The organism is Hyalangium versicolor (genome assembly GCF_020103695.1).
Taxonomy (GTDB): Bacteria; Myxococcota; Myxococcia; order Myxococcales; family Myxococcaceae; genus Hyalangium; species Hyalangium versicolor.
The window spans coordinates 270,407-295,665 of sequence record NZ_JAHXBF010000003.1; the positions used below are offsets into that span (position 1 = coordinate 270,407).

The following is a 25,259-nucleotide window of genomic DNA, read 5'->3' on the forward strand; positions in this document are numbered from 1 at the left end:
CACCATGTCGAAGCTCCGCGCCGTCCTGATTGGCGCCACCGGCCTTGCGGGCCAGCAGTTCATCGCCGCCCTCCAGAACCACCCCTTCATCGAGATCACCGGCCTTGCGGCCTCGCCGCGCTCCGCGGGCAAGCCCTACGCCGAGGCGCTGCGCACCGCCAACGGGATGACCGCGTGGTTCGTCCCCGAGCCGCTCTCGGCCGACGTGGCGAAGATGACCGTGGTCAGCGGCGACGAGGTGAAGGGCAAGGACTTCGACATCGCGTTCTCGGCCGTGGAGGCGGACGTCGCTCGGGAGATCGAGCCCCGGCTGGCCAAGGACATTCCGGTCTTCTCCGCGGCGAGCGCCTTCCGCTACGAGGCGGACGTGCCGCTGCTGATTCCGCCCATCAACGCCGCGCACGCGCCGCTGGTTCGCGAGCAGCAGAAGCGCCGCGGTTTCAAGGGCTTCATCGTCCCCATCCCGAACTGCACCACCACGGGCCTGGCCGTCACGCTGGCGCCGCTGGTTGAGCGCTTTGGCGTCAAGGCCGTCCTGATGACGAGCCTGCAGGCCATGTCGGGCGCGGGCCGCTCGCCGGGCGTGATTGGCCTGGACATCCTCGACAACGTCATTCCCTACATCCCCAAGGAGGAGCACAAGGTCGAGGTGGAGACGAAGAAGATCCTCGGTGCGCTGCAGGCGGACGGCGCGTCTCTCACCATCCATGACGTGAAGGTGTCCTGCACGTGCACGCGCGTGGCGGTGCTTGAGGGCCACACCGAGTCCGTCTTCGTGTCGCTGGGCAAGAAGGCCACCGTCGCCGAGGTGGTTGCCGCGATGCGTGAGTGGAAGGGCGCCGAGGTGGCTCGCGGCTTGCCGTCCGCTCCGCCGCAGGGCCGGTGGATCGAGGTGCTGGACGATCCCTTCCGTCCGCAGCCCCGGCTGGATCGCGAGACGCACGGCGGCATGGCCACCACGGTGGGCCGCGTCCGCGAGGACGGGGTGCTGGAGAACGGCTTCAAGTACGTGCTCGTCTCCCACAACACGAAGATGGGAGCAGCCAAGGGAGCCATCCTGGTGGCCGAGCTGATGAAGGCTCAGGGCCTGCTGGGCTGAGGAGCAGGCCCCCTGAAATCAGGTGCGGCTGCTGCTAGAAACCGTTTAGTGTTCGCGGGCACCGCGTGTCCGCGCTGAGGAGAATCATCAGATGGCTTACGTCGTCGCCGAGCCTTGCATCAAGTGCAAGTACACCGACTGTGTCGAGGTGTGCCCGGTCAACTGCTTCTACGAGGGCGAGAACTTCCTCGTCATCCACCCGGATGAGTGCATCGATTGTGGCGCCTGCGAGCCGGTTTGCCCCACCAAGGCGATCTTCCCGGAGACGGAGCTCCCCGAGAAGTGGACTGAGTTCAAGGCGCTGAACGCGGACCTCTCGAAGAAGTGGCCGAACATCGCGGAGAAGAAGGAAGGTCCTCCGGACGCGGACGAGTTCAAGGACGTGCAGGGCAAGCGGCACCTGCTGAGCACCAAGCCGGGCGGTAAGGGCTAGCCAGCCATCGCTGACGGGCAGTGACGAGGGCTCTCCGCTTCCGGGCGTGAGGGCCCTCGGTGTTTTCAGTTCACTCCGAGCGCAAGGAGCGCAGCCGCAGCCCTCGGGCGCCCAGCTCGTCTCGGATGCGCGCAAGGTCCTCCAGGGCGAGCGGACCCTGGCGGCCCTGGATGCGCAGCGCCACCTCGCGAGGCCCCGTGCGCTCCACCTCCACCGTGGCCGAGAAGGGCGAGCCCAGGCTCATGCGCAGGGCGGGCCGCTGTGACTGGATGAAGAGCTCGATCTTCTCGATGAGTTCCAGGGTGGATTGGACCTTGAGCTGAGGGTCCGGAGTTGCGGCAGGAGCGGGGCTCGACTCGCTGGCTGCGAGACGCGATTCGCCTCCGGAAGAGAGGCCCTCGGTGGCCGAGGCGCGTGGAGAAGGCTCGGGAAGGGAAGGGCCAGAGCCGGCGGCAGGAACTGGTGGCTGCTCGGAACGGAGCTGCTGGGACAGCTCTCGGAAGATCAGTTCGGAGAGGCGGTGCTCCGTCTTCTCCTGCGTGGCCCCCTGGGACTCGGTGCGAGTGGTGCGGAGCCGAGCTGCCTCGCTGTGCATCCCCTGCCGGGCGAGGCCGAGGTTCTCGGGGCTGGCGAAGGCGATTCGGGGCGTGGCGCTCCGGGCCATGGAGATGATGGGGCCGCTGGCGAAGGTAGGGCCAGGGGACCGGGAGGGACGGATGGGGAGAGGCACAGCACTCCTGGGAGGCGGCGCGGCACTTCTGGGAGGCAGGGGCAGTCGAGGCTGGGACTTGCCCGGGAGCGCTGATGCAGGAGGCTGGGAGGCAGCGGGCGGCCGGGAGGAGGAAGCTGCGGCGCCGGCCTTCTGGAGTGCTTGCTGGAATTGGCCGGGGGACGGCGGGGCCTGGGTGGGCTGGGATGGATCGGAACTGTCGACCTTCATGGACTCCTCACGGCTGGGGTACAGCCGGGGAGTGAGCACGAGCCATGCCAGGGGGCGCTCCCTCTGAGCGCCTCGTGCAGACCGTCCATGGCGTGGACGGTCCGTCCAGATCCGTGGACGGTGGTCAGTGCCGGCCGAAGCCGCCGGGCTGGGCGGGAGCCACGCCGGTCAGCTCGTTGAATGCGATGGGGCAGGCGGCGGTGGCGTTCGGGTCCGCGAGCAGGACACCCTGGGAGAAGTCCCGATCCTCGAAGAGGAGCGCATCGCGGATCTCCACGTCGGTGATGCCCTTCTTGTACTCCCAGAGCCGGCCCCGCACGAGCATCCGGGTGCCACGGGGGAGCTGATCGAGGTTCACGTACTGCTTCTCCGCGAGCCTCGCGATGATGTTCACGCCCTTGGGCTTTTCGGGGGCGTCGCCTCCATAGATCTGGAGACGGCCGGCATTCGGATCCGGCGGGAACCAGATGAGGTGGGCGAGCATGGCGGGGGGCTCGTCATCCGCCGGAGCCGGAGCGCCCTTGCGCTTCTTGACCTTCTTCTTCTTCTCGAGCCCGGCGTCGATGAACACCAGCCCTCCGAAGACGACGTCCCGGTCGACATAGGCATCGCGGAAGACGCCCTCGGCGGTGCTGGCGGCGGTGGTGTTGGCGAGCACCACCTCCACCTGGTAGCGCTCCCTCAGCAGGGGCAGGGTGAAGAGGAAGCTGTCGATGGGCTTCACGCCTTCGGCCAGGAAGCGCAGCTTGCTCAGGTCCATCGCCGGGTAGTACGGCGACAGGGCGACCGCGGTGTCGTACCAATCCTGGGGGAGCTTTCGATCGATGAGCACCCTGCGCATCATCGCGACGAAGTACGAGGAGCCGGGGAATCTCCCGTTGGTCAGTTGGGTGCCCAGCGCCTGGGCCAGCCCGGGGTCGAGGTAGAAGTTCTCGTCGCGCTTGTGGATGTACGGCGCGGTCTCTCCCATCAGCGTCAACAGGCCGCCGATGACCTGGGTGCAGTTGACGTCTTTGGTCCCCTGGAGCAGCGCCTGATTGAGCTTCGACTTCGCGAAGCGTCGGTCCAGCTCCTCCTCCTTGAACATCGGAGGGGCGCCAGGGTTGAAGAGCTGGGCGGAAGCAGGCAGGGCCAGCAGGCCGAGAAAGAGGGCGAGCAGTGCGGGTCGCATCGGCCCCAGATTATCACGGGCGGGAGGGGGGAATGGTCTCCAGCGGAGGTATCGGGGCGGTCGCCGAAGAAGCCTGGAGGACGAGCACGGCCGCGAGGATGTCGAGCCCCCCGGCCACGGCGAACAGCGCGTGTCCACCACCGAGCAGTGAATAGCCGGCGCCGACGGAGGTGTACCCGATGAGTCCTCCGATGCCGATGGTCACGGCGGTGTAGAGGCCCTGGCCGGAGGCGCGCAGGTGCTCGGGGACGCGGCGCGCCACGAAGGCGACGGCGGACACATAGAAGATGCCGAAGGTTGCCGCGTGGAGCAGGTTGAGTGCGACCAGGGGGATGGGAGAGGAGACGAGCGCCATCCCACCCCAGCGCAGCGCGCTCAGCACGAAGGCGATGCAGAGCAGGTGGCGGGGAGCGATGCGCTCCGCGAAGCGGGGGTAGAGGAACATGGCCGCCACCTCGGCCGCCACGCCGAGCCCCGCGGAGAGGCCTACCACCGACGGAGGCAACCCGAGCGCCAGGATGTGGATGGCCAGCATCCCGTTGTAGGGCGCGCAGGCGATCCAGTGCAGGCAGGTGGCGGCCAGCAGCCAGCGCAGGTCCTTGTGCTCGCGCAACAGCCGGAGCCCTGCCAGCGGATGGGGCGTCACGCCGCGTGGCGTCTGGGAGTTCAGCAGGAGGCTCCAGACAGAAAGCGCTGTCAGAAACGCCACGGCGACGACGATGGCGGAGCGATCCACGCGCTGCGCCAAAAGTCCGAAACTGGTGCTGGAGAGGATGAAGCCGAGCGAGCCGAAGAGGCGCAGGTGTGCGTAGCTGCCACCTGTTCGGGCGACATGGATGAGGGCGAGGCTGTCCACCATGGGGGTGACGGACGAGGCGAAGCAGGCGTAGGCGGCGAGCGTCACCAGGAGTGCGGGGAAGGTGTCCACGCTCAACAGGGGTGCGAAGCAGAGCGCGGTTCCCAGGGCGATGACGGTGAGCACTCGGCTGAGACGGCCCGTGCGGTCGGCGAGGTGTCCCCAGAGCGGAGGGGCCACCAGGGACGCGAGGGGCGAGAGGGCTAGAAGGACCCCCACCTGGGTCGTCGAGAGGGCGAGCGATCGCAGGTAGGCGGGCAGGAAGGGCAGGGTGATGCCCACCGAGCCGAAGTAGAGGAGATAGAAGCCAGCGAGCGGTACCCGCCCGGCCACCTGGGGAGGAGTCATCGCGAGAGGGACGTGCCCTTATCACGCCCTTCATTTTTCCGGCTGTTTGCGTTTCGAGGATTTGTGTACCTTGCCTCCGACATGCCCGACTCGGAGAACATCCAGCCCGTCACCATCAGCCCGATCCAGAACGAGGCGGAGCTCTTTCAAGCCCTCGCCATTCGCGAGGTGGTGTTCATCGAAGAGCAACATGTCCCCGAGGGCATCGAGCGCGACGCGGAGGACGCGAAGGCGTACCACGTGCTGGCGTTCCAGGGAGGCCATGCGATTGGCACGGGCCGCCTGGTGATGCTGCCTCAAGCGCCGGAGGGACAGGCGGGGACGTGGGCGCAGATCGGCCGCATGGCGGTGCTGCAGTCCAGCCGCAAGGCGCGGGTGGGCTCCAAGCTGCTGCAGACGCTCGAGGAGGAGGCGCGGCGGCGGGGCGTCACCGGCATCAAGCTGCACGCGCAGCTCTTCGCGCTCGATTTCTACAAGAAGCACGGCTACGAGCCGCTGGGCGCCGTCTTCATGGAAGCCGGCATCGAGCACCTGGAGATGCAGAAGAAGTTCTGACGCTCAGCGTCGCGGAGGCCGTGGCGCGGGAGGCTGTGCGTGGCGGGGATCCTCGGGCCAGCTGTGCCGGGGGTACTTGCGGCACAGCTCCTTGCGGATGGCCGGATAGTGGCGCTCCCAGAAGCCGGCGAGATCGGTGGTGACCTGGACGGCGCGCATGTTGGGCGCGAGCAGGTGGAGCACCAGCGGTACTCGGCCGGCGCAGACGCTGGGGCCCTGGGCCATGCCGAAGAAGTCCTGGAGGCGGGATTCGACCCAGGGCGGCTTGCCCGGCTCGTAGTGCACCTTGACGCCTCGGCCACCGGGCAGGGTGACTCGTTCGGGGGCATGGGCGGACAGCAGCCGCGCCTGCTCACCGGTGAGCCGTGCGTTGAGCGCATCCAGCAGGGAGACGCCTTCGAGGTCCGCGAAGCTGCGAGCTCCGGAGCACAGGGATGCGAGCGAGTCCCGCAGGAAGGCATTGTCCACAGCGGGGAAGTTGGCCTGCGGGAAGGCCTCGGCGAGCAGGGCCACGCGGGTGCGCCACTGGGTGAGAGCTTCGGGATCGGCGAAGCGCTCCGGGCCGGCGGCGAGCGCGGCCTCGACGAGGACCCGGGCGGTCTCCTCGGAGGGTGGAGCGGGGGTCCGGGTTTCTTCGAGTACGAGGTTGCCGTAGGCGAGCCGGGTGATGCGCTCGACGCGGCGGGAGTCGGAGTTCCACTGGAGGGCGTCCATCTCCTCCAGTGCCTCGGGGTAGAGATCGAGGAGCCATTCGGGCTCCACGGCGCTGGCGAGCCGGACGACGGCGCCCTTGCCGGGGCGTTCCTCTGCGTCGATGGCGACCATGAGCTCGGCGTCCTGCACTACGCTCATCTCTGAAAGGGTGGCAGTGCCGCCTCCGAAGAGGAGGATCTCGGGAGCGCGAGGCTTGCGGCGCTTCGCCACGCGATCCGGGTAGCCCGCGAGCGCACTGAGCATGAGGGCCTCTTCCCGAGCTTCGGCACGCTCGGGGCGAGAGCCTGAGTCTCGTACAGCACGGCGGAGCTGTCGCTGAACGCGATCCACCGCCTGGACGGCACCCTGCTCCAGGGAGAGCGAGTGCAGGCGCCCGGAGGCGAAGTCAGCACGCTCGGCCTCGCGGAAGCGTTCGAGGAGTTCCAGCAGATCCGAGGGCCCGCTGACAACGGCGGCCGAACGTCCCGGGCCACTGAGGTTGGCACGAGCCTCACGGCGGATGTCCCGCTCCCCCATGAGCGCGGCGAGGACAGCGGCATCGGCACCGACGCCACGACGTTCTCCCTCGACGATGATGCGGGCCTGGCGCGGGTGGACGGGGAAGCGCAGGAGCCGTTGGCCGACATCCGTGACGCGGCCCTCGGAATTCACGGCACCCAGCCGACGCAGCAGGGTCTCCGCGGCCTCGAGCGCTGCGGCGGGAGGCGGCTCGAAGAAGGGGAACGAGCCGAGGTCCCGGACGCCCGAGGCGCGCAGGGCGAGCACGGTCTCTGCGAGGTCCACGCGGCGGATCTCGGGAGCATCCTGCTCGGGGCGGCCATCGAAGTCGTGCTGGGTATAGAGGCGAAGACAGTGGCCGGAGCGGGTACGGCCTGCGCGGCCTGCGCGTTGGGTGGCGGAGGCGCGGCTCACCTTGGAAAGCTTGAGCGTGGGCAGTCCGGACCAGGGCGAGTGCGAGGCCACGCGGGCGAGCCCACTGTCGATGACGACGGCGACACCATCGATGGTGACGGAGGTCTCAGCCACGTTGGTGGAGAGGATGATCTTCCGGCGGGAGCTGCGGCGGACGGCGCGATCCTGCTCGGCGGGAGAGAGGTCTCCGTGGAGGGGGAGTACGTCCACACCGTGGCGGTCGGCGAACTCGGCACAGGCATCGCGAGCGCGGCGGATCTCATTGGCACCGGGGAGGAAGACGAGCACATCCCCATCGAGCCCGGCGGTGAAGATGCGCTTGATGGCGGAGAGCACCTGGGCATCGAGGTGCCGGTCGTCTGCGGCGGGGAGGTACTCCAGACTGACATCGAAGCGGCGGCCCTCGGAGCGCAGACGGGGGCATCCGCCGAGGTAGGCGCGGATGGGCTCGGCATCGAGGGTGGCGGACATGACGACGAGCTTGAGGTCGGGCCGAGCGCCTTCCTGGAGCCGTCGGAGCATGGCGAGCGAGACATCCGCCGAGAGGTGCCGCTCATGGAACTCGTCGAGGACGATGATCCCCACATCCTTGAGCTGGGGATCGGAGAGGAGGCGCCGGCCGAGAACGCCCTCGGTGACGAAGGACAGCCGGGTCTTGGGGCCGCGAACGTCCTCGAAGCGGACCTGGTAGCCGACGGTTTCTCCGACACGCTGACCGATCTCCTCGGACACGCGCTGTGCCGCGAGCCGCGTGGGCAGTCGACGCGGCTGGAGGACGATGATCTCCTTGCCCTGAGCGATGCCTGCCTCCAGGAGGGAGCGAGGCACTCGGGTCGTCTTGCCCGCGCCGGGCGGAGCCTCCAACACGAGCGATCGCGCGCCGCGCAGCGTGGAGACGATCTCCGGGAGAAGCGGGTCGATGGGGAGGGCGGCTTCAGCCATGGCCGAATCTCCAACGCGGGCGCTTGAAGCGCTCAGGTCGTCTCAGGGGGAGGCTTGGACTCGGCCTTCTTGCGGCCACGACGGGCGGGCTTTGCCTCTGCGGCGACGGGTTCGGTGGCCGCAATCTCGGTGGCAGGGGGCTCGACAGGAGCGCTCTCGACAGGGGGCTCAGGCGGAGGAGCCTCCGTAGCCGACTGAGGCTCAGGCGGAGAAGGAAGTGGTTCCGAACCATCCTCCTCGGGAGGAAGGTCGGACTCCGCGGAGTCCAGCTCGTCGTCAGCCTGGGCGGGAGGCATCTCCGGGTTCGACTCCTCGAAGCCAAACGGGAGGCCCCGCCCCGCGCGCCGCTTGGGCTTGGCGGCGAGCCCCGTCGCATCGAAGGTTCCCGGAACCGGTACGAGAGAGGCCTCCGCGAGCAACCGGGCCTGCCGCACGGCGACATCCAGCCGGGTTCCGACCGAGATCAGCTCAGCGCGTAGGGGCGCCAGCTGTGCATCAGGGAGGTTGGCGGGAGAGAGGCTTGCCTGCCACGCGGCGAAAGCGCGTGCCACCTGGTCGACGACGGGGCGGACGAAGGAGAAGTCGTCCTGAGCGAAGATGCGAGTGACGTAGCTGGACTTGTAGCGCCGGTCATACGCGGCGGCGAACTCGTTGACGGAGTCCACGGGCGCGCGGCGGAGCTGGGGGAACTTGAGGTGAGGGAAGAGCGCCTCGATGACGGGGGCGCGGCTGCTGGCGCAGAAGGTGATGCCGGCGTGGAGCTTCTCGAGGGCATCGACCCAGAGGTTCTGCTGCTGGAAGGAGAACTCCTCGCGAGCTTCTTCGAGTTCGGGCAGGTCCTTGGCGCGTTCGAGCAGGGCGGGAGCAGGAGTCAGGCCTGAGCGGATGAGCCCGAGGGCCGTGGCCATCCACCCTTTCTCGGGGGCGAGACCCTCCTTGTCCATGAGGGTGTCACTGGCGGTGACGAGTCGGGCCTCGAACGCCTCGGCGAAGCGGATGAGATCGTAGGCTTCCAGCGTGGACAGCGACATGCGGTGGGGGCTCCTCGGGGGGCGGGGGGAGATACCACAACCCGGAGGTACCTCGGAGCAGGCGAGGGGGCGGGGTCAGCGATCCTGCAGGAGAGCGTCGAGCGCGCCCTGGGCGGTGAAGTCCTGGAAGGCGAAGTCAGCGCCGGCTTCGATGAGGGCTTGAGGAGAGAAGTTGCCGGTGCCCACGCCGATGCAGATCGCGCCAATGCCCTTGGCCGCGTGGACATCCTTGGGGGTATCACCGATGACCACGACGCGGCATTCCTCGAGCGGGGCCCCCAGGATCTGCGCGCCACAGCGAGCCCCGTGGCGGATGAGTTCCACGCGGTCCTCGTGATCGCAGCCGAAGCCACCGAAGGCGAACTCCTCGTAGATGCCGACGCGCTCCAGTTTCAACCGAGCGCCAGCGCGCACGTTGCCAGTGCCGAGCCCGACGGCAACGCCGGAGCGGGCGCGAGACTCGGTGACGGCCTCACGCATGCCGGCATGGACGAAGTAGTGCTTCTCTTCGGCCCGCTTCACCTCTTCCCCGAGGAACGAGAGGTATCCGTCGACGACGGCATCGATGGCCTCGGGAGTGGCCTCGACGCCGATGATGCCGAGGGCCTTGCGGACGATGGAGCGATCCGTCATGCCCGAGAGGCTGAACGAGTCACAGGCATCGCGGCGGCCGTGGAGCTTCTCGAAGGAGCGCGAGATGGCACGACGGCCGGCGCCACCGGTGGTGACGAGGGTGCCGTCGATGTCGAAGAGGAGCACGGTTGGACGCATGCCTTCCCATCTAACGGAAGGTCCTGCCCGAAGCGAGCGTGGAAATAGGGCGTACGCCTGGCGGCCACTCAGGGCTCGACGAAGGAGAGTGCCTGCTGGAGTACCTCTCGGACGGCCGGGTCCTCCTCGGAGGGGATGCGCTCTTCGAGGGCTTGCTGGGCCTGAGGACCGCCCAGGCGCCCGAGCGCGCGAGCGACGGCGACACGGACGAGCCCATCGCGATCCTGGAGAAAGGGCAGCAGGGCGGGGACGGCCTCCGAGCCTGCGCGCAGGCTGAGAGCGGTGGCGGCGCTGGCCCGAAGGGGAGACTGGAGGTGGGAGTCCTCGAGCATGGTGCGGAGGTGCCCGGCGCTCTGGGGATGGTCGACGGCGGCCATGGAGGTCACGGCGCGGATGCGCTGGGGCGAGGGCGCATTCGGATTGGAAGCGAGATCGTCCAGGACTCCGAACGCGGCGGGACCCAGGGGGCGCCAGCGCGCCTCATAGGGAGGAAACACATCCGGTCGCTCTAGCAGCGAGACGACCGCCGCGCGCAGCTCCGGGGACGGGGCGGAGGCCTGCGTTTGCGAGGGAGGCTCGGCGGGAGCGGCCTGGAGCAGACTTCCATGTCCGAAGAGGAGGGCGGCGGTGAGCACCGCGGCCCCACGCTTCACGACGGCACCACCCGAGCGGGAGGCGCCGAGGAGGGCTGTCGGCATCGGCATGCAAGGCTCCTTCGGTCGAGGCCAGGGGATACGTTATACGCCGACCGGGCCGTGGGACTCGACGGGGCGGGTGACTTTCACGGAAAGTGGATAGTTGAAGGTCGCGGCGCCGCCGGTATGTTCTCGGGGAGAATGGCCGGACGCGTCTTCTTCTTCCTGCAACACGCCACCTACGAGCCTGCGTTCCAGGCGGCCTCCATGGGGATCACCGCTGCGGCGATGGGGGACGAGGTGTACTTCGTCTTCGCCTTCGATGCGCTGCGCCAGCTTGTCCGCGGCACGTTCGGCCTGCCACACAGCGAGAAGGAGCGGGCCGAGAGTGCTCGCGCGGAGGGGATGGGGGTGCCGACGCCTGGGCGGATGCTCGACGAGGCCCGCGCTCTGGGCGCGAAGTTGGTCGCCTGCGACACCACGGTACGGATCTGCGGATTCGTCCCACAGGAACTGTCGGGCACATTGGACGAGGTGATGGGGCTGGCCTCGCTCTGGCGGCTGACGGAGGGCGCCCGGACGCTCGCTCTCTGAGTGCAGTCGGATTGGGTTGGAACTTGACAGCGCCATTCGAATCGCTGGTGTATGCCCCAGACGCTGTAGCCGCGGTGCCGAGGGACAGGTACTCTCTCGGGGCCGTTTTTCGCTGGAAGAAACCTTGAAGCAGCGGGTGCCGGTACCCGCCTGAGGAAGAAAGCACAGTATGCGTGCCAAGCTAAACCTTCTGAGCGCCTTTGCCGTCGGCATCGTCGGAGGCGCTCTCGTCTCCGCGTGTCAGACGTACGACTTCGAGCCGGTGGAGCCTCTCGCGCTCGCGCAGACGACGGTGGAGACCGTGATTTCGGCCAGGTCGTCGAAGCCGAACCTGATGGTGCTGTTGGACACCTCCGGTTCGATGAAGCTGCCGGCGAATCCGTCGCTGCCGGACTGCCAGACGTCCAAGGGCTTGTGTGGCGAGCCGGCGACGCAAATGGACTGTGACGTGAGCAAGTGCCCCACGCGCTGGAGCGAACTCCAGGGCGCCATGTCGACCTTTTTGAAGGACAACGGGGCGACGGCGCGGATGGGACTGACGACCTATCCGAATGTCACGGGCACGTCGGCTGCGGGGCAGTGCGGAGCCTCCACAGCCGTCAAGATTCCGATTCCTCAGCTCGATGACACGGACACGGCCGGACTCCAGTCGTCGGCCAATGGCATCGCGAACGTGATTCAGGGCATTCCGAACAGCGGGGCTGGCTCGCCGGTGGGAGGTACGCCGACCAGCATCAGCCTCAACTTCGTGGGTTCGCAGGCGGATCTGCAGACCGACGAGCGGCAAGACTTCATCCTCCTGTTGACGGATGGTTTGCCCAATTGCAACGATAAGAACCCCAACTCGGGACTGACGAACCCCGACGCGTGCCAGTGCACCCTGAGCTCGTGTGCGACCCCGGGAGTTGATCGGCTGGGGTGCCTGGACAAGGACATCTCGGTCCAGACCGTTGCCACGCTGAAGGATCAGAAGAAGATCAAGACCATCGTGATCGGCTTCGGCGCTGAGACCGCCTCGGGGGCGGGGCCCGCCACGCTGAATGCCATGGCCGAGGCGGGTGGTTTCGCGCGTAACTGCGAGAAGGAAGGCAGCACCTGCGGCGCGAACGACACATGCGATGCCACGACGAAGCTGTGCGGGAGGCGCTTCTATCAGGCTGCCAACCAGGCTGAGCTTGCCACGGCGCTCCGCGAGATCATCGAGTTGGTGAACACGAACCCCTGCCTGCTCACGTTGGATCCGGACAAGGCTCCTTCGGACCTCAGCCTGATTGTCGTCTATGTGAACGACGAGGCAGTGGCGGCGGGCGACAACACCTGGAAGCTGACGTCCGGGGGCGTGGAGTTCCAGGGTTCGACGTGCGACCGCATCTTGGCCTCGACAGATCGGAACCCGATCAAGGTCGAAGTCCGAGCGGTTCAGCGGAAGTAGGCCGAGGTTGCTTTACCCGGCGCGGGGCGGCGATTAAGAGGGGTTGCGCCGCCGCCCCGCCCATGAAGATCACGATCCTTTCGCGTTCCGCATCGATTCCATCCACCCGGCGTCTGGTTGAAGCCGCGCGAGCGCGCGGTCATCAGGCCCGGGTGTTGAACCCGGGCCGGGTGGAGATGCACCTGGACGGGCGCAGCGCGAACCTCTTCTACAAGCGCAAGAAGCTACCGCCGTGCGACGTGGTGATCCCGCGCATCGCGCAGTCCATCAACACGTATGGGCTCGCGGTGTTGAACCAGTTCGGGATCCGGGGCGTGCCGTTGATGAACACGGCACAGGCGATTGCGCAGTCGCGTAACAAGATGCGCTCGCTGCAGTTGTTGTCGGCCAATGGCATCGACATTCCGGCCACGGTGATGGCGCGGGAGGCGGAGGACCTCAAGGCGATGGTGGGGCTGGTAGGAGGGGTGCCGGTGCTGGTGAAGCTGCTGCAGGGGCAGGAGAAGCACGGGGTGATGGTGTGCGAGAGCCTTCAGTCCCTGGAGGCGGCGCTGGAGGCCGTGCTGGGGCTCGGGCACAACCTGGTGGTGCAGCAGTACGTGCAGAAGACGGGGCAGGACATCCGTGTGTTGGTGGTGGGAGGGCGTGCGGTGGCGGCGGTCGAGCGTCGTCCGAGGGTAGGACGGCTCTCCCATACGCTGATCAAAGGGGCGCGACTGGAGGGCATCGAGTTGTCGGAGGCGTGCCGGGTGACGGCGGAGCGGACGGCAAGGTTGGTGGGACTCGAGGTGGCTGCGGTGGACCTGCTGGACGTGAAGGGGCAGCCCAAGGTGTTCGAAGTGAACAGCTCGCCGGCACTTCCGGACATGGAGGCCGCCACGGGGATGGATCTGGCCACGCCCATCATCGAGCGGGCGGAGGCGCTGGTGGCGGGAACTCCTCCGGTGGAGGACTTGGAGCTCGGAGGAGGCAATGCGCCCGTGGGTGCGCCTGTGGGGAAGCGGGAGGCGCCTCGTCGCAAGGTGACGAGGCGGCCAGCCCGGAAGGCGTCATCGGAGCGAGGATGAAGAGAAAAGGCTCCCTGAGCGTCGGAAGGGTGGTTATACGGTGGCCACCCTACCGAGGAGAGTGCTCCATGCTTCATCCGCGTCGTCTTGCTCCCGTTGTTGCCCTCTGGGGGGCCCTTGTCTGGACCCAGGCGCGTGCCGACGAAGTGGATCCCACCTCTCTCTACGAGGTCAGCACTGAGGGCACGTCCACCAAGGTGAAGGCCGGTGAGAAGGGTGTCTTCGTGCTTTCGATCAAGAGCAAGCAGGGAGCGCACGTCTCGGACGAGGCGCCGTTGAAGCTGCAGCTGAAGGGAACGCAGCTGGCGCCGGCCAAGGAACAACTCGGCCGTGAGGATTCGGTAGCGAAGAAGGCTGAGGGCCAGTCCTTCGTGGATCCGCGTTTCGAGGTGCCGTTCACGGCGGCGGCGGCGGGTAAGGGGACGGTGGACGCGAAGCTGACCTTCTTCATCTGCACGGAGAAGCTCTGCGCTCGCCAGCAGAAGACCTTCTCCATCCCGGTCGAGGTTCAATAGTTCCATGCGTGACCGATCTCCCCGGGGTAGCGAGCGGCGTGAGCGAGGCGAGTCGCGTGAGCGTGAGCCACGTGAACGCGGTGACCAGCGTGAGCGCGGCGATCAGCGCGAGCGTTATGTCTACGGGGTGAATCCGGTACTGGAGGCGTTGAGGGTTCATTCGGAAGAGATGGAGCGCCTCTACATCACGGAGGGGCAGCTCGGCTCCCGGGCCGCAGCGGAGATCCTCAGCCGAGCCCGGGATGCGGGCATTCGGGTGGAGCGAGTGGTACGTGAGCGTCTGGCGACGCTCGCCGACGGAGGGGTTCACCAGGGAGTGGTGGCGGAACTGCGCGGCTTCCACTACGCGGAACTGTCGGACCTGCTTGACGCCGCCCAGGAGAGCGGACGGCCAGCCTTGATTGTCGTCTTGGACGGCATCCAGGACCCGCACAACCTGGGGGCCATCATCCGCTCAGCGCATGCGATGGGAGCCCACGGCGTCGTCATGGGCAAGGATCGGGCCGTGCCAGTGACGGGAGTGGTGGCCAAAGCCTCGGCGGGAGCGGTGGAGCACTGCCCCATTGCCCGGGTGGTGAACATCTCCCGGGCTCTGGAGGAGCTGAAAGAGGCAGGTGTCTGGGTGGCGGCGGCGGACCCCGAGGGCAAGGAGCCTCTCTGGAAGGCTCGCCTGGACGGTCCGCTGGCACTCGTCGTGGGGGCTGAGGGAGCAGGCGTGCGAGAAGGAGTGCTCAATCACTGCGATTTTCGCCTGCGCATTCCCATGGCGGGTCAGGTAGGTTCACTCAACGCGTCCGTTTCCGCTGGCGTTCTGCTATATGAAGTCGCCCGCCAGCGGGGTGTGGGAGTGTCAGGGGGCGCGCGTCCCCGGGATCAATCTCCTTGACTTCGGGGGGGTAGGGTCTCTAAAAGGGCCCGCCTTTCGACGCCGGAAACCGGGCAGGTGACGGTTCCCGTGGGAGTGGATGGGGCAGGGCGAGGTAGCAGCCGGAGTAATGCCGGTGTAGCTCAGTCGGTAGAGCAACTGATTTGTAATCAGTAGGTCGCGGGTTCAAGTCCCGCCGCCGGCCATAAGGACGGGGCCGCGGGATGAGGGCCCGGAAGAAAATGCGGTACTTAGGAGTAGAAGCACGCAGTTGAGGAAAGCTTACGGAGGGATACCCAAGCGGCCAAAGGGAGCAGACTGTAAATCTGCCGGCTCTACGCCTTCGATGGTTCGAATCCATCTCCCTCCATCGGTCAATGCGGGAATAGCTCAGTTGGTAGAGCGTCAGCCTTCCAAGCTGAATGTCGTGGGTTCGAGTCCCATTTCCCGCTCCAACCCGTTGTTAAGTAGATCCAAGCCCTGATAGCTCAGTTGGCAGAGCGCATCCTTGGTAAGGATGAGGTCACCAGTTCAATCCTGGTTCAGGGCTCCATTTCTCTCTAGAGGAGCGTCATGGCCAAGGAGAAGTTCGACAGAAGCTTGCCCCACGTGAACATCGGGACGATCGGGCACGTGGACCATGGAAAGACGTCGCTGACCGCCGCCATCACCAAGGTGCTGGCGAAGACGGGTGGCGCGACGTTCATGGCCTATGACCAGATCGACAAGGCTCCCGAGGAGCGCGAGCGCGGCATCACCATCTCCACGGCCCACGTGGAGTACAAGACCAAGAACCGCCACTACGCGCACGTGGACTGTCCGGGCCACGCCGACTACGTGAAGAACATGATCACGGGCGCGGCGCAGATGGACGGCGCCATCCTGGTGGTGTCGGCTGCTGACGGCCCGATGCCCCAGACGCGTGAGCACATCCTGCTGGCCCGCCAGGTGGGCGTGCCCTACATCGTCGTCTTCCTGAACAAGGTGGACATGCTGGACGACCCGGAGCTGCGCGAGCTGGTGGAGATGGAGGTTCGCGACCTGCTCAAGAAGTACGAGTTCCCGGGCGACAAGATCCCCATCATCCCCGGCAGCGCCCTGAAGGCGCTCGAGGGTGACACCAGCGATATCGGCGAGGGTTCCATCCTGAAGCTGATGGCGGCGGTGGACGAGTACATCCCGACGCCGAAGCGCGCCACGGACAAGCCGTTCCTGATGCCGGTGGAGGACGTGTTCTCCATCGCCGGCCGCGGTACGGTGGCCACCGGGCGCGTGGAGCGCGGCATCATCAAGGTGGGCGAGGAAGTGGAAGTGGTGGGTCTGCGCCCGACGCAGAAGACGGTCGTCACGGGTGTGGAGATGTTCCGCAAGCTGCTGGACGAGGGCCAGGCGGGCGACAACATCGGCGCGCTGCTGCGCGGCCTGAAGCGTGAGGACCTGGAGCGCGGCCAGGTGTTGGCCAAGCCGGGCAGCATCACGCCGCACACCAAGTTCAAGGCGCAGATCTACGTGCTGACGAAGGAAGAGGGTGGCCGCCACACTCCGTTCTTCAAGGGGTACCGTCCGCAGTTCTACTTCCGGACGACGGACGTGACCGGAACGGTAAAGCTGCCGGACAACGTGGAGATGGTGATGCCGGGCGACAACATCGCGATCGAGGTGGAGCTGATCACCCCGGTGGCCATGGATGCGCAGCTGCGCTTCGCCGTGCGCGAGGGTGGCCGCACGGTGGGCTCCGGCGTCGTGGCTGAGGTCATCGAGTAGTCAGTCGTTTACAGGTTCCACACAGGCACCTCGGTGCCGGGGGGAGGGTCGTTGGACGACCTTCCCCTCTTGCCGTATGAAGAGTTCAGGTCATGCCGAAGGGTAACCGCAGCATCATTTCGCTCGAGTGCACCACCTGCAAGGAGCGGAACTACACGACCACGAAGAACAAGCGGAAGAGCCAGGACAAGCTCGAACTGAGCAAGTTCTGCCCTCGGTGCCGCAAGCACACGGACCACAAGGAAGGTAAGGTCTAGTCGTAGAGTTTTAGGCCAGTAGCTCCAACGGTAGAGCAGCGGTCTCCAAAACCGCGTGTTGGGGGTTCGAATCCCTCCTGGCCTGCCAGTTCATTCGAGAGCGGGGCCCCCGGTGCCAGATGGTACCGGGGGTCCCTGCCTTTTTCGCACTACCCCGTGAGGCATCATGGCAACCGCATCTGAGGCCAGCCAGCAGGCAAACCGCTCGGCGATGGACCCCAAGCGGCTGGTCGTTATCTTCCTGCTCCTGGCAGGTATCGTCACCGCCCTCTTCTTCGAGCACGTCCTGGGATTGATCTGGGCTCGCTTCGGTTGGGGCGACCCCATCCTGGTTGAGGGTGTCGACTGGCAGGTCTCTACGCTGGTGGGCTACCTGCTGGCCGTGGGCCTTGCTGTCTTCTGCTGGTTCCAGCCGAAGGTGCACGCGGTGTCCATCGACATCGCCAGCGAGCTGATGAAGGTGACCTGGCCTTCTTGGCCGGAGACCCGGACGTCGACCGTGGCGGTGATCGTCGCCTCGGTGGTGGCCGCCGTCATCCTCTTCTTCATCGACACCATCGCCTACAAGTTGATGGTGGATTGGTTGCCGAGTGTGTGGGGGAAGCTGTAATGGCGATGAAATGGTACGTCGTCCACACCTACTCGAACTTCGAGAACCAGGCCAAGAAGAGCCTGGAGGAGAAGATTCGTCTCGAGGGCCTGCAGGACCAGTTTGGGGAGATCCTCATCCCCATGGAGCAGGTCGTCGAGATGGTGAAGGGCGAGAAGAAGACGTCCAAGCGCAAGTTCTTCCCGGGCTACATCTTCGTTCAGATGGAGCTCAATGACCGGACCTGGCACTTGGTGAAGAACACGCCCAAGATCACCGGTTTCCCGGGCGCCGCGCAGAACCAGCAGCCGACCCCTATCTCGGACGCTGAGGTGGCAAGGCTCACCTCCCAGATCTCCGAGGGGACGCTCAAGCCCAAGCCCAAGGTTCAGTTCGAGGATGGTGACACCGTTCGCGTCATCGACGGCCCGTTCGCCAACTTCAACGGCACCGTGGAAGAGGTCAACCCGGAGAAGGGCCGCGTGAAGGTGCTCGTGAGCATCTTCGGCCGCGCCACTCCCGTGGAACTCGATTTCATGCAGGTGGAGAAGACCACCGGCTAAACCCCTTTCGCGGCTCCTGGCCGCGGAACCCCAGGTGGGAGGGCCTTCGTCAAGAGGTCCGCTCGAACCACCGTCTCGAAAGGCAGCAGTCAGCCCATGAAGAAGGTTACAGGACAGGTCAAGCTGCAGATCCCCGCCGGCAAGGCGAACCCCGCTCCGCCGATCGGCCCCGCGCTCGGTCAGCAGGGCGTGAACATCATGGAGTTCTGTAAGCAGTTCAACGCCAAGACCCAGGCGGAGGCCAAGGAGAGCCTGATCATCCCGGTGATCATCACCGTGTACCAGGACCGCTCCTTCACCTTCATTCTCAAGACGCCGCCGGCCGCCATCCTCATCAAGAAGGCTGCGGGCCTGCACACCGAGAAGAAGAAGGGCTCGGGCGCCAAGAAGCCGGGCAAGGAGAAGGTGGGTCAGATCACTCGCAAGCAGCTCGAGGAGATCGCCAAGAAGAAGATCCAGGACACCACTGCGGCGTCGATCGAGGCGGCGATGAACACCATCGCTGGCACCGCGCGCTCCATGGGCATCGACGTCGTCGGCTAGCCCTCGCCCTCTCTTCTCTAAAGGATTTCTGCCATGCCGAAGATTGCCAAGAAGTTCGCCGCGGCCTCCGCTCTCGTGGACCGCAACAAGCGCTACGCCGTCGCCGAGGGCTTCCAGCTCCTGAAGAAGACCGTCGAGACTCGCGCCACCAAGTTTGATCAGACCGTGGATGTCGCCATCAACCTGGGCGTGGACCCGAAGCACGCGGACCAGATGGTCCGTGGCGCCGTGGTTCTCCCGCACGGCACTGGCGCCACCGTGCGCGTCGCCGTGTTCGCCAAGGGCGAGAAGGCCACCGAGGCCGAGGGCGCCGGCGCGGACGTGGTTGGCGCGGATGATCTCGCCAAGCGCATCGAGGGTGGTTTCCTCGACTTCGACACCGTCATCGCCACCCCGGACATGATGGGTGTGGTCGGTCGTCTCGGTAAGGTGCTCGGTCCTCGTGGCCTCATGCCGAACCCCAAGGTCGGCACCGTGACCATGGACGTGAAGAAGGCTGTGTCCGATGCCAAGGGCGGTAAGGTCGAGTTCCGCGCGGAGAAGGCCGGCATTGTCCATGTGAAGATGGGCAAGTCCTCCTTCCCGGCCGAGAAGCTCGAGGCCAACTTCAACACCCTGGTGGACCTGGTCATGAAGCTCAAGCCGGCCACCGCCAAGGGCGTCTATCTGAAGGGCATTGCTGTCTCCACCACCATGGGGCCCGGCATCAAGATCGACACCACCGAGATCCTCGCCCGGCACCGCTAGCCGGTCCTCAGTCCGCTCCCGGATGGGCACTTTCGGCCCATCTGTCAGCGGCGGAACATTTTTTTCGCTAGAAAAGGCTGGATCTTTGCAGAAGCCGGGGGTATAGGCCCCCGGCTTTTGCAATTCGGACGCCACGTCGTTAGACGGGGTGTCCAAACCCTGGTCCCAGACAGCAGGGACCGAGGAGAGGGTGCTTCACCCGTTGGGAACCGGGCGACCGGTCGGGTGGGGTGGCTCTCTCTCCGGTTCAAACGACCGCGAGGTCAGCCCTGCCGAGACTTGGAGGTGCGGTGTGGTGCCTCTCGAAGGCTCCTCTCGCTCTGCCGCTTTGGCCCAGGCATCAAGCCCACCGAACAGGTGGGCACAGTGAGGAGGTGAGTCAAGGTGCAGAAGAGCGAGAAGGAAGAAATGATCAAGGAACTCAGCGACAAGTTCCAGCGGGCTCAGACCGCGATCGTCGCCGAGTTTTCCAAGCTGAACGTGGAGACCGTGACCAAGCTCCGGCGGAAGTTCCGTGAGGGCAAGGTCGAGTACAAGGTCATCAAGAACACGCTCGCCAGGCGGGCCGCCAAGGGAACGTCGTTGGAAGTCATCTCCGACGACTTCACGGGTCCGGTGGCGCTGGCCATCAGCTACGAAGACGTCGCCGCCCCGGCGAAGATCCTCACCGAGTTCATCAAGGACTTGGAGACGATCAAGATTCGGAGCGCCGTCGTTCAGGGCCGCAAGGTCGACGTTGAGGGCGTGAAGGCTCTGGCGAAGATGCCGGGTCTGCCGGAACTGCGTGCTCAGCTGCTGGGGATGCTGACCCAGCCGGCAGGCAAGCTGGTCCGGACGCTGGCAGCCCCCGGGCAGCAACTGGCACGGGTCCTCCAGGCCAACGCCGACAAGGGCGAGTCCAAGTAACCGATTCGAGAAGCCGTACCACTACCAACCTTCCGGCCTTTCAACTCCTCGTGAGTGCTGGCCGGTTAGATGAACTGAGAAGGAAGAATCACAATGGCTGCAGATATCAACGCGCTGATTGACCAGCTCTCCCAGCTCACCGTCATGGAGGCGGCGAACCTGGTGAAGGAGCTCGAGAAGAAGTGGGGCGTCTCCGCCGCCGCCGTCGCCGTCGCTGCTGGTCCTGGCCCTGGTGGCCCGGCTCAGGGCGCTCCGGTCGAGGAGAAGACGGAGTTCACGGTCGTTCTGGCCAACGCCGGCGCGAACAAGATCAACGTCATCAAGGAGATCCGCGCGATCACCGGCCTGGGCCTGAAGGAGGCCAAGGACCTGGTCGAGGGCGCCCCCAAGACGGTCAAGGAGGGCGTCAACAAGGACGACGCCAAGAAGATCAAGGACCAGCTCACCGCGGCTGGCGCGACCGTCGAGGTCAAGTAGTTCCTTCGGGGGACGCCTGGTTTCGGGAATTCCAGGCGTCTACCTGACCGGATGAGCAGGCCGGCGCTCCCCTGGAGGGGGTGCCGGCTTTGCCCATTTGAAGATTCCAAATTTCCCGACGCCGCCGCGCGTTACTGAAGTTTGCCCGCCCGAGCAGTGCCCGTCCCCGGAGAACGAATGCCGACGCAGATCCAGAACAACTTCCGCGTGCGGAAGACCTTCGCCAAGATCGCGAAGATCATCGACATTCCCAATCTCATCAACATCCAGAAGCAGTCCTACGAGAAGTTCCTCCAGGCCGATATCGCCCCGGAGAAGCGTGAGGACATCGGCCTTCAGGGTGTCTTCAAGTCGGTGTTTCCGATCCGTGACTTCAACGAGACGTCTTCGCTGGAGTTCGTCAGCTACCACCTGGAGAAGCCCAAGTACGACGTTGATGAGTGCCACCAGCGCGGAATGACGTACTCCGCGCCTATCAAGGTCGTCGTCCGCCTGGTTGTCTGGGATAAGGACGAAGAGACCGGCGCCCAGTCGATTCGCGACGTGAAGGAGCAGGAGGTCTACTTCGGCGAAATCCCGCTGATGACCCAGAACGGTACCTTCATCATCAATGGGACCGAGCGCGTGGTGGTCAGCCAGCTGCACCGCAGCCCGGGTGCCTTCTTCGACCACGACAAGGGCAAGAGCCACTCGTCTGGCAAGCTGCTCTACAACGCCCGCATCATCCCGTACCGCGGCTCGTGGATCGACTTCGAGTTCGACCACAAGGACCTGCTGTATGTGCGCATCGACCGGCGCCGCAAGCTGCCGGCCACGGTGCTCATCCGCGCCCTGGGCGCGGTGTCCGATACCGCAAAGAAGAACCCGCTCGAGTTCAAGGGCTCCACCGAGGAGATCCTGAACTACTACTACGCCACCGAGACGATCTATCTGCACAGCGCCACCGAGTTCGAGAAGTCGGTGGAGCTCGATCTGCTCCCGGGTCAGCGCGCCACCCGCGACATCAAGACCAAGACGGGCGAGCTGATCGTCAAGAAGAACCGCAAGTTCACCCGCGCCGCCATCAAGAAGCTCGAGGCGGCCAAGATGAAGACGCTCCCCATCGACGCGGACGAGCTCTTCACCAAGGTCTCCGCGTACGACGTGGTGAACGAGAACCCCGACTCGCCCAACTACGGCGACCTCATCCTGGAGTGCAACCAGGAGGTCACCCAGGAGAAGGTCGAGGAGCTGCTCAAGTACGGCATCAAGGAGTTCAAGGTCCTATTCATCGACAACCTCAACGTGGGTCCGTACCTGCGTGAGACGTTGATGATGGACAAGATCGAGACCTCCGAGCAGGCGATCATGGAGATCTACCGCCGCTTGCGCCCGGGCGATCCTCCGACGCCCGAGACGGCCACCAACCTCTTCAGCAACCTGTTCTTCAACCCCGAGCGCTACGATCTCTCCAAGGTCGGCCGCCTCAAGCTGAACTTCAAGTTCGGCATCGAGGAGCCGCTCGATGGGCAGATCCTCACCAAGCGCGACATTCTCGAGGTCATCCGCTACCTGGTGGATCTCAAGAATGGCAAGGGCGCGATCGACGACATCGACCACCTCGGCAACCGGCGCGTGCGCGCGGTGGGCGAGCTGCTCGAGAACCAGTACCGCATCGGTCTGGTCCGCATGGAGCGCGCGATCAAGGAGCGCATGAGCCTCCAGGAGATCGAGACGCTCATGCCGCACGACCTGATCAACGCCAAGCCTGTCACGGCGGTGATCAAGGAGTTCTTCGGGTCCAGCCAGCTGTCCCAGTTCATGGACCAGACGAACCCTCTGTCCGAGGTCACTCACAAGCGGCGTCTGTCCGCCCTCGGGCCCGGCGGCCTCACCCGCGAGCGCGCGGGCTTCGAGGTGCGCGACGTGCACCCGACGCACTACGGCCGCATCTGCCCCATCGAGACGCCGGAAGGCCCGAACATCGGCCTCATCGCGTCGCTGTCCACCTATGCCCGCGTCAACGAGTTCGGCTTCGTCGAGACGCCGTACCGCAAGGTCGAGGGTGGCTCCGTCACGGGTGAGGTGGCCTTCTACTCCGCGCTTGAGGAGGAGAAGCACACCATCGCTCAGGCCAACGCGGAGATGGACAAGAAGGGCAAGTTCGTCAACCCGACCGTGTCCTCTCGCCGCGCCGGCGACTTCATCCAGCCGAAGGCCGAGGATGTGGACCTGATGGACGTGTCGCCCAACCAGCTCGTCTCGGTGGCGGCCTCGCTCATCCCGTTCCTCGAGAACGACGACGCCAACCGCGCCCTCATGGGCTCGAACATGCAGCGTCAGGCCGTGCCGCTGCTGCGCACCTCCGCTCCGCTCGTGGGCACCGGTATCGAGGCCATCGTGGCCCGCGACTCCGGCGTCACCTGCGTGGCCCGTCGCGACGGCACCGTGGAGTCCGTGGATGCCAGCCGCATCGTCGTCAAGGCCGACACCAACCCGGCCCTCAACGACGTGTCGTCCGAGGTCGACATCTACAACCTGCTCAAGTACCAACGCTCCAACCAGAACACGTGCCTCAACCAGAAGCCCATCGTTCGCAAGGGCGACCGGGTGAAGAAGGGTGACGTGATCGCGGACGGTCCCGCCACCGAGACCGGTGAGCTGGCGCTCGGCCAGAACGTGGTCGTCGCGTTCATGCCGTGGCAGGGCTACAACTTCGAGGACTCCATCCTCATCAGCGAGCGCATCCTCAAGGACGACGTCTTCACGTCGATCCACATCGAGGAGTTCGAGTGCATCGCCCGCGACACCAAGCTCGGCAAGGAGGAGATCACCCGCGACATCCCGAACGTGGGTGAGGAGGCCCTCAAGGACCTCGACGAGAGCGGCATCATCCGCATCGGCGCCGAGGTGAAGCCTGGTGACGTGCTGGTCGGCAAGATCACTCCGAAGGGCGAGACCCAGCTCTCTCCCGAGGAGAAGCTGCTGCGCGCCATATTCGGAGAGAAGGCCGGCGACGTGCGCGACAGCTCGCTGCGCGTGCCCCCCGGCGTGGTCGGCACCGTCATCAACGCCAAGGTCTTCAGCCGCAAGGGCGTCGAGAAGGACGAGCGCGCCAAGCAGATCGAGTCCGCGGAAGAGGCCAAGCTCCTCAAGGACCAGAACGACGAGATCAAGGTCCTCCAGGACAGCGCCTACAACCGCATCCGCGCGCTGCTCCGGACCAAGGAGGCCCAGGGCAAGCTCGTGGATGACAAGGGCAAGATCCTCCTGAAGAAGGGGGACATCCTCAACGACGAGCTCCTCGCCACCGTGCCCTACAAGTACTGGGCGGAGATCTCCGTCGGCGACCCGCTCGATGGCCGCATCCGCGACATCCTCAAGAACCTCGAGGAGACCAAGGAGGCCGTCAAGCTGGCCTTCGGCGAGAAGATCGCCCGCATCAAGAAGGGCGATGAGCTCCCGCCAGGCGTCATCAAGATGGTGAAGGTGTACGTCGCCATCAAGCGCAAGCTCGCCGTGGGCGACAAGATGGCAGGCCGCCACGGGAACAAGGGTGTGGTGTCCCGCATCCATCCCGAGGAGGACATGCCGTACCTCGACGACGGCCGTCCCGTGGACATCGTCCTCAACCCGCTGGGCGTGCCCAGCCGCATGAACATCGGGCAGATCCTCGAGACGCACCTGGGCTGGGCCGCCAAGGGCGTGGGCGAGCAGCTCCAGCGCTACATCGAGGAGAACTACTCCGGCGAGCAGCTCAAGAAGCAGCTGAAGACCGTCTATGACGACAAGGCCTTCGGCGACTTCGTGGACACGCTGCCCGACGACGAGGTGAAGATCCTCTGCCAGCGGCTCAAGAAGGGCATCCACGTCGCCACGCCGGTGTTCGACGGCGCGCGCGAGACGGAGATCCACTCCCTGTTCGACGAGGCGCGCCTGCCTCGCACCGGCCAGATGGTGCTCTTCGACGGCCGCACCGGTGAGCCGTTCGACCAGAACGTCACCGTCGGTGTCATGTACATGCTCAAGCTGCACCACCTGGTGGACGAGAAGATCCACGCACGGTCCATCGGGCCCTACTCGCTCGTCACGCAGCAGCCCCTGGGCGGCAAGGCCCAGTTCGGTGGCCAGCGTCTGGGAGAGATGGAAGTCTGGGCGATGGAGGCCTACGGCGCCGCGTACACGCTGCAGGAGTTCCTCACCGTCAAGTCCGACGACGTGGTGGGCCGCACGCGCATGTACGAGGCCATCGTCAAGGGCGACAACGTGCTGGAGTCCGGTCTGCCCGAGTCGTTCAACGTGCTCCTCAAGGAGCTCCAGTCGCTGGCCCTGGACGTGGAGCTGCTCGAGAGCGCTCCTCCCGAGCGTCAGCGCTCGTTCGGTGGGGACTTCGGCGGGGGTGACGGCGAGGACCGCAAGACGGGTACCGAGGCGTAGTCACAGCGGAGTCACATCAGCGCCGCCCGCCGGATGCCCGCTCCCTTGGAGGGCGGGCGTCTGGTCGAGCGGCGGCGCAGTTCCGCAACGGCAGGGCGCCCCAGGCGCTCTTAAAGA

The 25,259-nt window shown here is 65.8% G+C and carries 24 protein-coding genes and 5 tRNA genes; 22 read left to right on the forward strand and 7 right to left on the reverse strand.

The genetic code is table 11. The features are described 5' to 3' along the window. Nucleotides 1-4: 4 nt before the first annotated feature. Together asd and fdxA are read left to right on the forward strand one after the other, a co-directional pair. Nucleotides 5-1,099, forward strand: a complete 1,095-nt coding sequence (asd, locus tag KY501_RS07540; RefSeq protein ID WP_224361979.1) for an aspartate-semialdehyde dehydrogenase — start codon at nucleotides 5-7, stop codon at nucleotides 1,097-1,099. A gap of 91 nt (nucleotides 1,100-1,190) precedes the next feature. Further along, a complete protein-coding gene (gene fdxA / locus KY501_RS07545; protein WP_224361980.1) occupies nucleotides 1,191-1,532 on the forward strand; it encodes a ferredoxin FdxA in 342 nt (113 codons plus the stop codon). A 70-nt stretch (nucleotides 1,533-1,602) separates the two neighbouring features. Here fdxA and KY501_RS07550 read toward each other — a convergent pair whose 3' ends face one another. The 3 genes from KY501_RS07550 to KY501_RS07560 form a co-directional block, all read right to left on the reverse strand. After that, nucleotides 1,603-2,262 (reverse strand): hypothetical protein, encoded by a 660-nt coding sequence (locus KY501_RS07550; RefSeq protein WP_224361981.1) that lies wholly within the window; start codon nucleotides 2,260-2,262, stop codon nucleotides 1,603-1,605. A 334-nt stretch (nucleotides 2,263-2,596) separates the two neighbouring features. Next, entirely contained in the window at nucleotides 2,597-3,643 is a 1,047-nt protein-coding gene (locus KY501_RS07555; protein WP_224361982.1) for a hypothetical protein, read from the reverse strand. Between the two features lie 13 nt (nucleotides 3,644-3,656). Further along, nucleotides 3,657-4,847 carry an MFS transporter gene (locus KY501_RS07560; RefSeq protein WP_224361983.1) on the reverse strand — a complete coding sequence of 397 codons (1,191 nt, stop codon included), beginning with the start codon at nucleotides 4,845-4,847 and terminating at the stop codon, nucleotides 3,657-3,659. 81 nt (nucleotides 4,848-4,928) lie between these two features. Between KY501_RS07560 and KY501_RS07565 the strand changes: the two genes are divergently transcribed. Beyond that, nucleotides 4,929-5,402, forward strand: a complete 474-nt coding sequence (locus tag KY501_RS07565) for a GNAT family N-acetyltransferase (protein ID WP_224362338.1) — start codon at nucleotides 4,929-4,931, stop codon at nucleotides 5,400-5,402. A 3-nt stretch (nucleotides 5,403-5,405) separates the two neighbouring features. Here KY501_RS07565 and hrpB read toward each other — a convergent pair whose 3' ends face one another. From hrpB to KY501_RS07585, 4 genes are all read right to left on the reverse strand, one after another. Beyond that, nucleotides 5,406-7,970, reverse strand: a complete 2,565-nt coding sequence (hrpB, locus tag KY501_RS07570; RefSeq protein WP_224361984.1) for an ATP-dependent helicase HrpB — start codon at nucleotides 7,968-7,970, stop codon at nucleotides 5,406-5,408. A gap of 32 nt (nucleotides 7,971-8,002) precedes the next feature. After that, a complete protein-coding gene (locus tag KY501_RS07575) occupies nucleotides 8,003-9,001 on the reverse strand; it encodes a hypothetical protein (RefSeq protein ID WP_224361985.1) in 999 nt (332 codons plus the stop codon). A 75-nt stretch (nucleotides 9,002-9,076) separates the two neighbouring features. Continuing rightward, nucleotides 9,077-9,772: an HAD family hydrolase gene (locus KY501_RS07580; RefSeq protein ID WP_224361987.1), complete on the reverse strand. Its 696-nt coding sequence runs from the start codon at nucleotides 9,770-9,772 to the stop codon at nucleotides 9,077-9,079. Nucleotides 9,773-9,840: 68 nt separating this feature from the next. Then, nucleotides 9,841-10,470 (reverse strand): HEAT repeat domain-containing protein, encoded by a 630-nt coding sequence (locus KY501_RS07585; RefSeq protein ID WP_224361988.1) that lies wholly within the window; start codon nucleotides 10,468-10,470, stop codon nucleotides 9,841-9,843. 138 nt (nucleotides 10,471-10,608) lie between these two features. On the opposite strand from KY501_RS07585, the gene KY501_RS07590 reads away from it, so the two are divergent. From KY501_RS07590 to rpoB, 19 genes are all read left to right on the forward strand, one after another. Continuing rightward, nucleotides 10,609-11,001: a DsrE family protein gene (locus tag KY501_RS07590; protein ID WP_224361990.1), complete on the forward strand. Its 393-nt coding sequence runs from the start codon at nucleotides 10,609-10,611 to the stop codon at nucleotides 10,999-11,001. A gap of 169 nt (nucleotides 11,002-11,170) precedes the next feature. Next, nucleotides 11,171-12,433 carry an adventurous gliding motility lipoprotein CglB gene (cglB, locus tag KY501_RS07595; RefSeq protein WP_224361992.1) on the forward strand — a complete coding sequence of 421 codons (1,263 nt, stop codon included), beginning with the start codon at nucleotides 11,171-11,173 and terminating at the stop codon, nucleotides 12,431-12,433. Between the two features lie 62 nt (nucleotides 12,434-12,495). Then, nucleotides 12,496-13,500 (forward strand): ATP-grasp domain-containing protein, encoded by a 1,005-nt coding sequence (locus KY501_RS07600; protein ID WP_224361993.1) that lies wholly within the window; start codon nucleotides 12,496-12,498, stop codon nucleotides 13,498-13,500. 68 nt (nucleotides 13,501-13,568) lie between these two features. Continuing rightward, the gene (locus tag KY501_RS07605) at nucleotides 13,569-14,015 is read left to right on the forward strand and encodes a hypothetical protein (protein WP_224361994.1); all 447 of its coding nucleotides are present in this window, start codon (nucleotides 13,569-13,571) and stop codon (nucleotides 14,013-14,015) included. A gap of 4 nt (nucleotides 14,016-14,019) precedes the next feature. Further along, the gene (rlmB, locus tag KY501_RS07610) at nucleotides 14,020-14,901 is read left to right on the forward strand and encodes a 23S rRNA (guanosine(2251)-2'-O)-methyltransferase RlmB (protein WP_224361995.1); all 882 of its coding nucleotides are present in this window, start codon (nucleotides 14,020-14,022) and stop codon (nucleotides 14,899-14,901) included. A 111-nt stretch (nucleotides 14,902-15,012) separates the two neighbouring features. Next, a tRNA-Thr gene (locus KY501_RS07615) sits at nucleotides 15,013-15,085 on the forward strand. Nucleotides 15,086-15,166: 81 nt separating this feature from the next. Continuing rightward, nucleotides 15,167-15,250 (forward strand) — tRNA-Tyr (locus KY501_RS07620). A gap of 9 nt (nucleotides 15,251-15,259) precedes the next feature. Then, nucleotides 15,260-15,335 (forward strand) — tRNA-Gly (locus KY501_RS07625). Nucleotides 15,336-15,357: 22 nt separating this feature from the next. Further along, nucleotides 15,358-15,433 (forward strand) — tRNA-Thr (locus tag KY501_RS07630). Nucleotides 15,434-15,453: 20 nt separating this feature from the next. After that, nucleotides 15,454-16,644, forward strand: a complete 1,191-nt coding sequence (gene tuf / locus KY501_RS07635) for an elongation factor Tu (protein WP_224361996.1) — start codon at nucleotides 15,454-15,456, stop codon at nucleotides 16,642-16,644. Between the two features lie 92 nt (nucleotides 16,645-16,736). Continuing rightward, nucleotides 16,737-16,901, forward strand: coding sequence for a 50S ribosomal protein L33 (rpmG, locus tag KY501_RS07640; protein WP_002617522.1), 165 nt, complete (start codon nucleotides 16,737-16,739; stop codon nucleotides 16,899-16,901). Nucleotides 16,902-16,913: 12 nt separating this feature from the next. Then, nucleotides 16,914-16,989, forward strand: a tRNA-Trp gene (locus tag KY501_RS07645). Nucleotides 16,990-17,067: 78 nt separating this feature from the next. Next, on the forward strand, nucleotides 17,068-17,511 hold the full coding sequence (secE, locus tag KY501_RS07650) for a preprotein translocase subunit SecE (RefSeq protein ID WP_224361997.1): 444 nt from the start codon (nucleotides 17,068-17,070) through the stop codon (nucleotides 17,509-17,511). Next, on the forward strand, nucleotides 17,511-18,053 hold the full coding sequence (gene nusG / locus KY501_RS07655; RefSeq protein WP_044186079.1) for a transcription termination/antitermination protein NusG: 543 nt from the start codon (nucleotides 17,511-17,513) through the stop codon (nucleotides 18,051-18,053). Before secE ends, nusG begins: the two co-directional genes overlap by 1 nt. Before the next feature lie 96 nt (nucleotides 18,054-18,149). Beyond that, nucleotides 18,150-18,596: a 50S ribosomal protein L11 gene (gene rplK / locus KY501_RS07660; protein ID WP_224361998.1), complete on the forward strand. Its 447-nt coding sequence runs from the start codon at nucleotides 18,150-18,152 to the stop codon at nucleotides 18,594-18,596. Nucleotides 18,597-18,629: 33 nt separating this feature from the next. Next, a complete protein-coding gene (gene rplA, locus KY501_RS07665; protein ID WP_224362000.1) occupies nucleotides 18,630-19,343 on the forward strand; it encodes a 50S ribosomal protein L1 in 714 nt (237 codons plus the stop codon). Between the two features lie 384 nt (nucleotides 19,344-19,727). Next, on the forward strand, nucleotides 19,728-20,249 hold the full coding sequence (rplJ, locus tag KY501_RS07670) for a 50S ribosomal protein L10 (RefSeq protein ID WP_224362002.1): 522 nt from the start codon (nucleotides 19,728-19,730) through the stop codon (nucleotides 20,247-20,249). 93 nt (nucleotides 20,250-20,342) lie between these two features. Then, entirely contained in the window at nucleotides 20,343-20,726 is a 384-nt protein-coding gene (gene rplL / locus KY501_RS07675; protein ID WP_224362004.1) for a 50S ribosomal protein L7/L12, read from the forward strand. Nucleotides 20,727-20,903: 177 nt separating this feature from the next. Further along, entirely contained in the window at nucleotides 20,904-25,142 is a 4,239-nt protein-coding gene (gene rpoB / locus KY501_RS07680; RefSeq protein WP_224362006.1) for a DNA-directed RNA polymerase subunit beta, read from the forward strand. Nucleotides 25,143-25,259 lie beyond the last annotated feature (117 nt).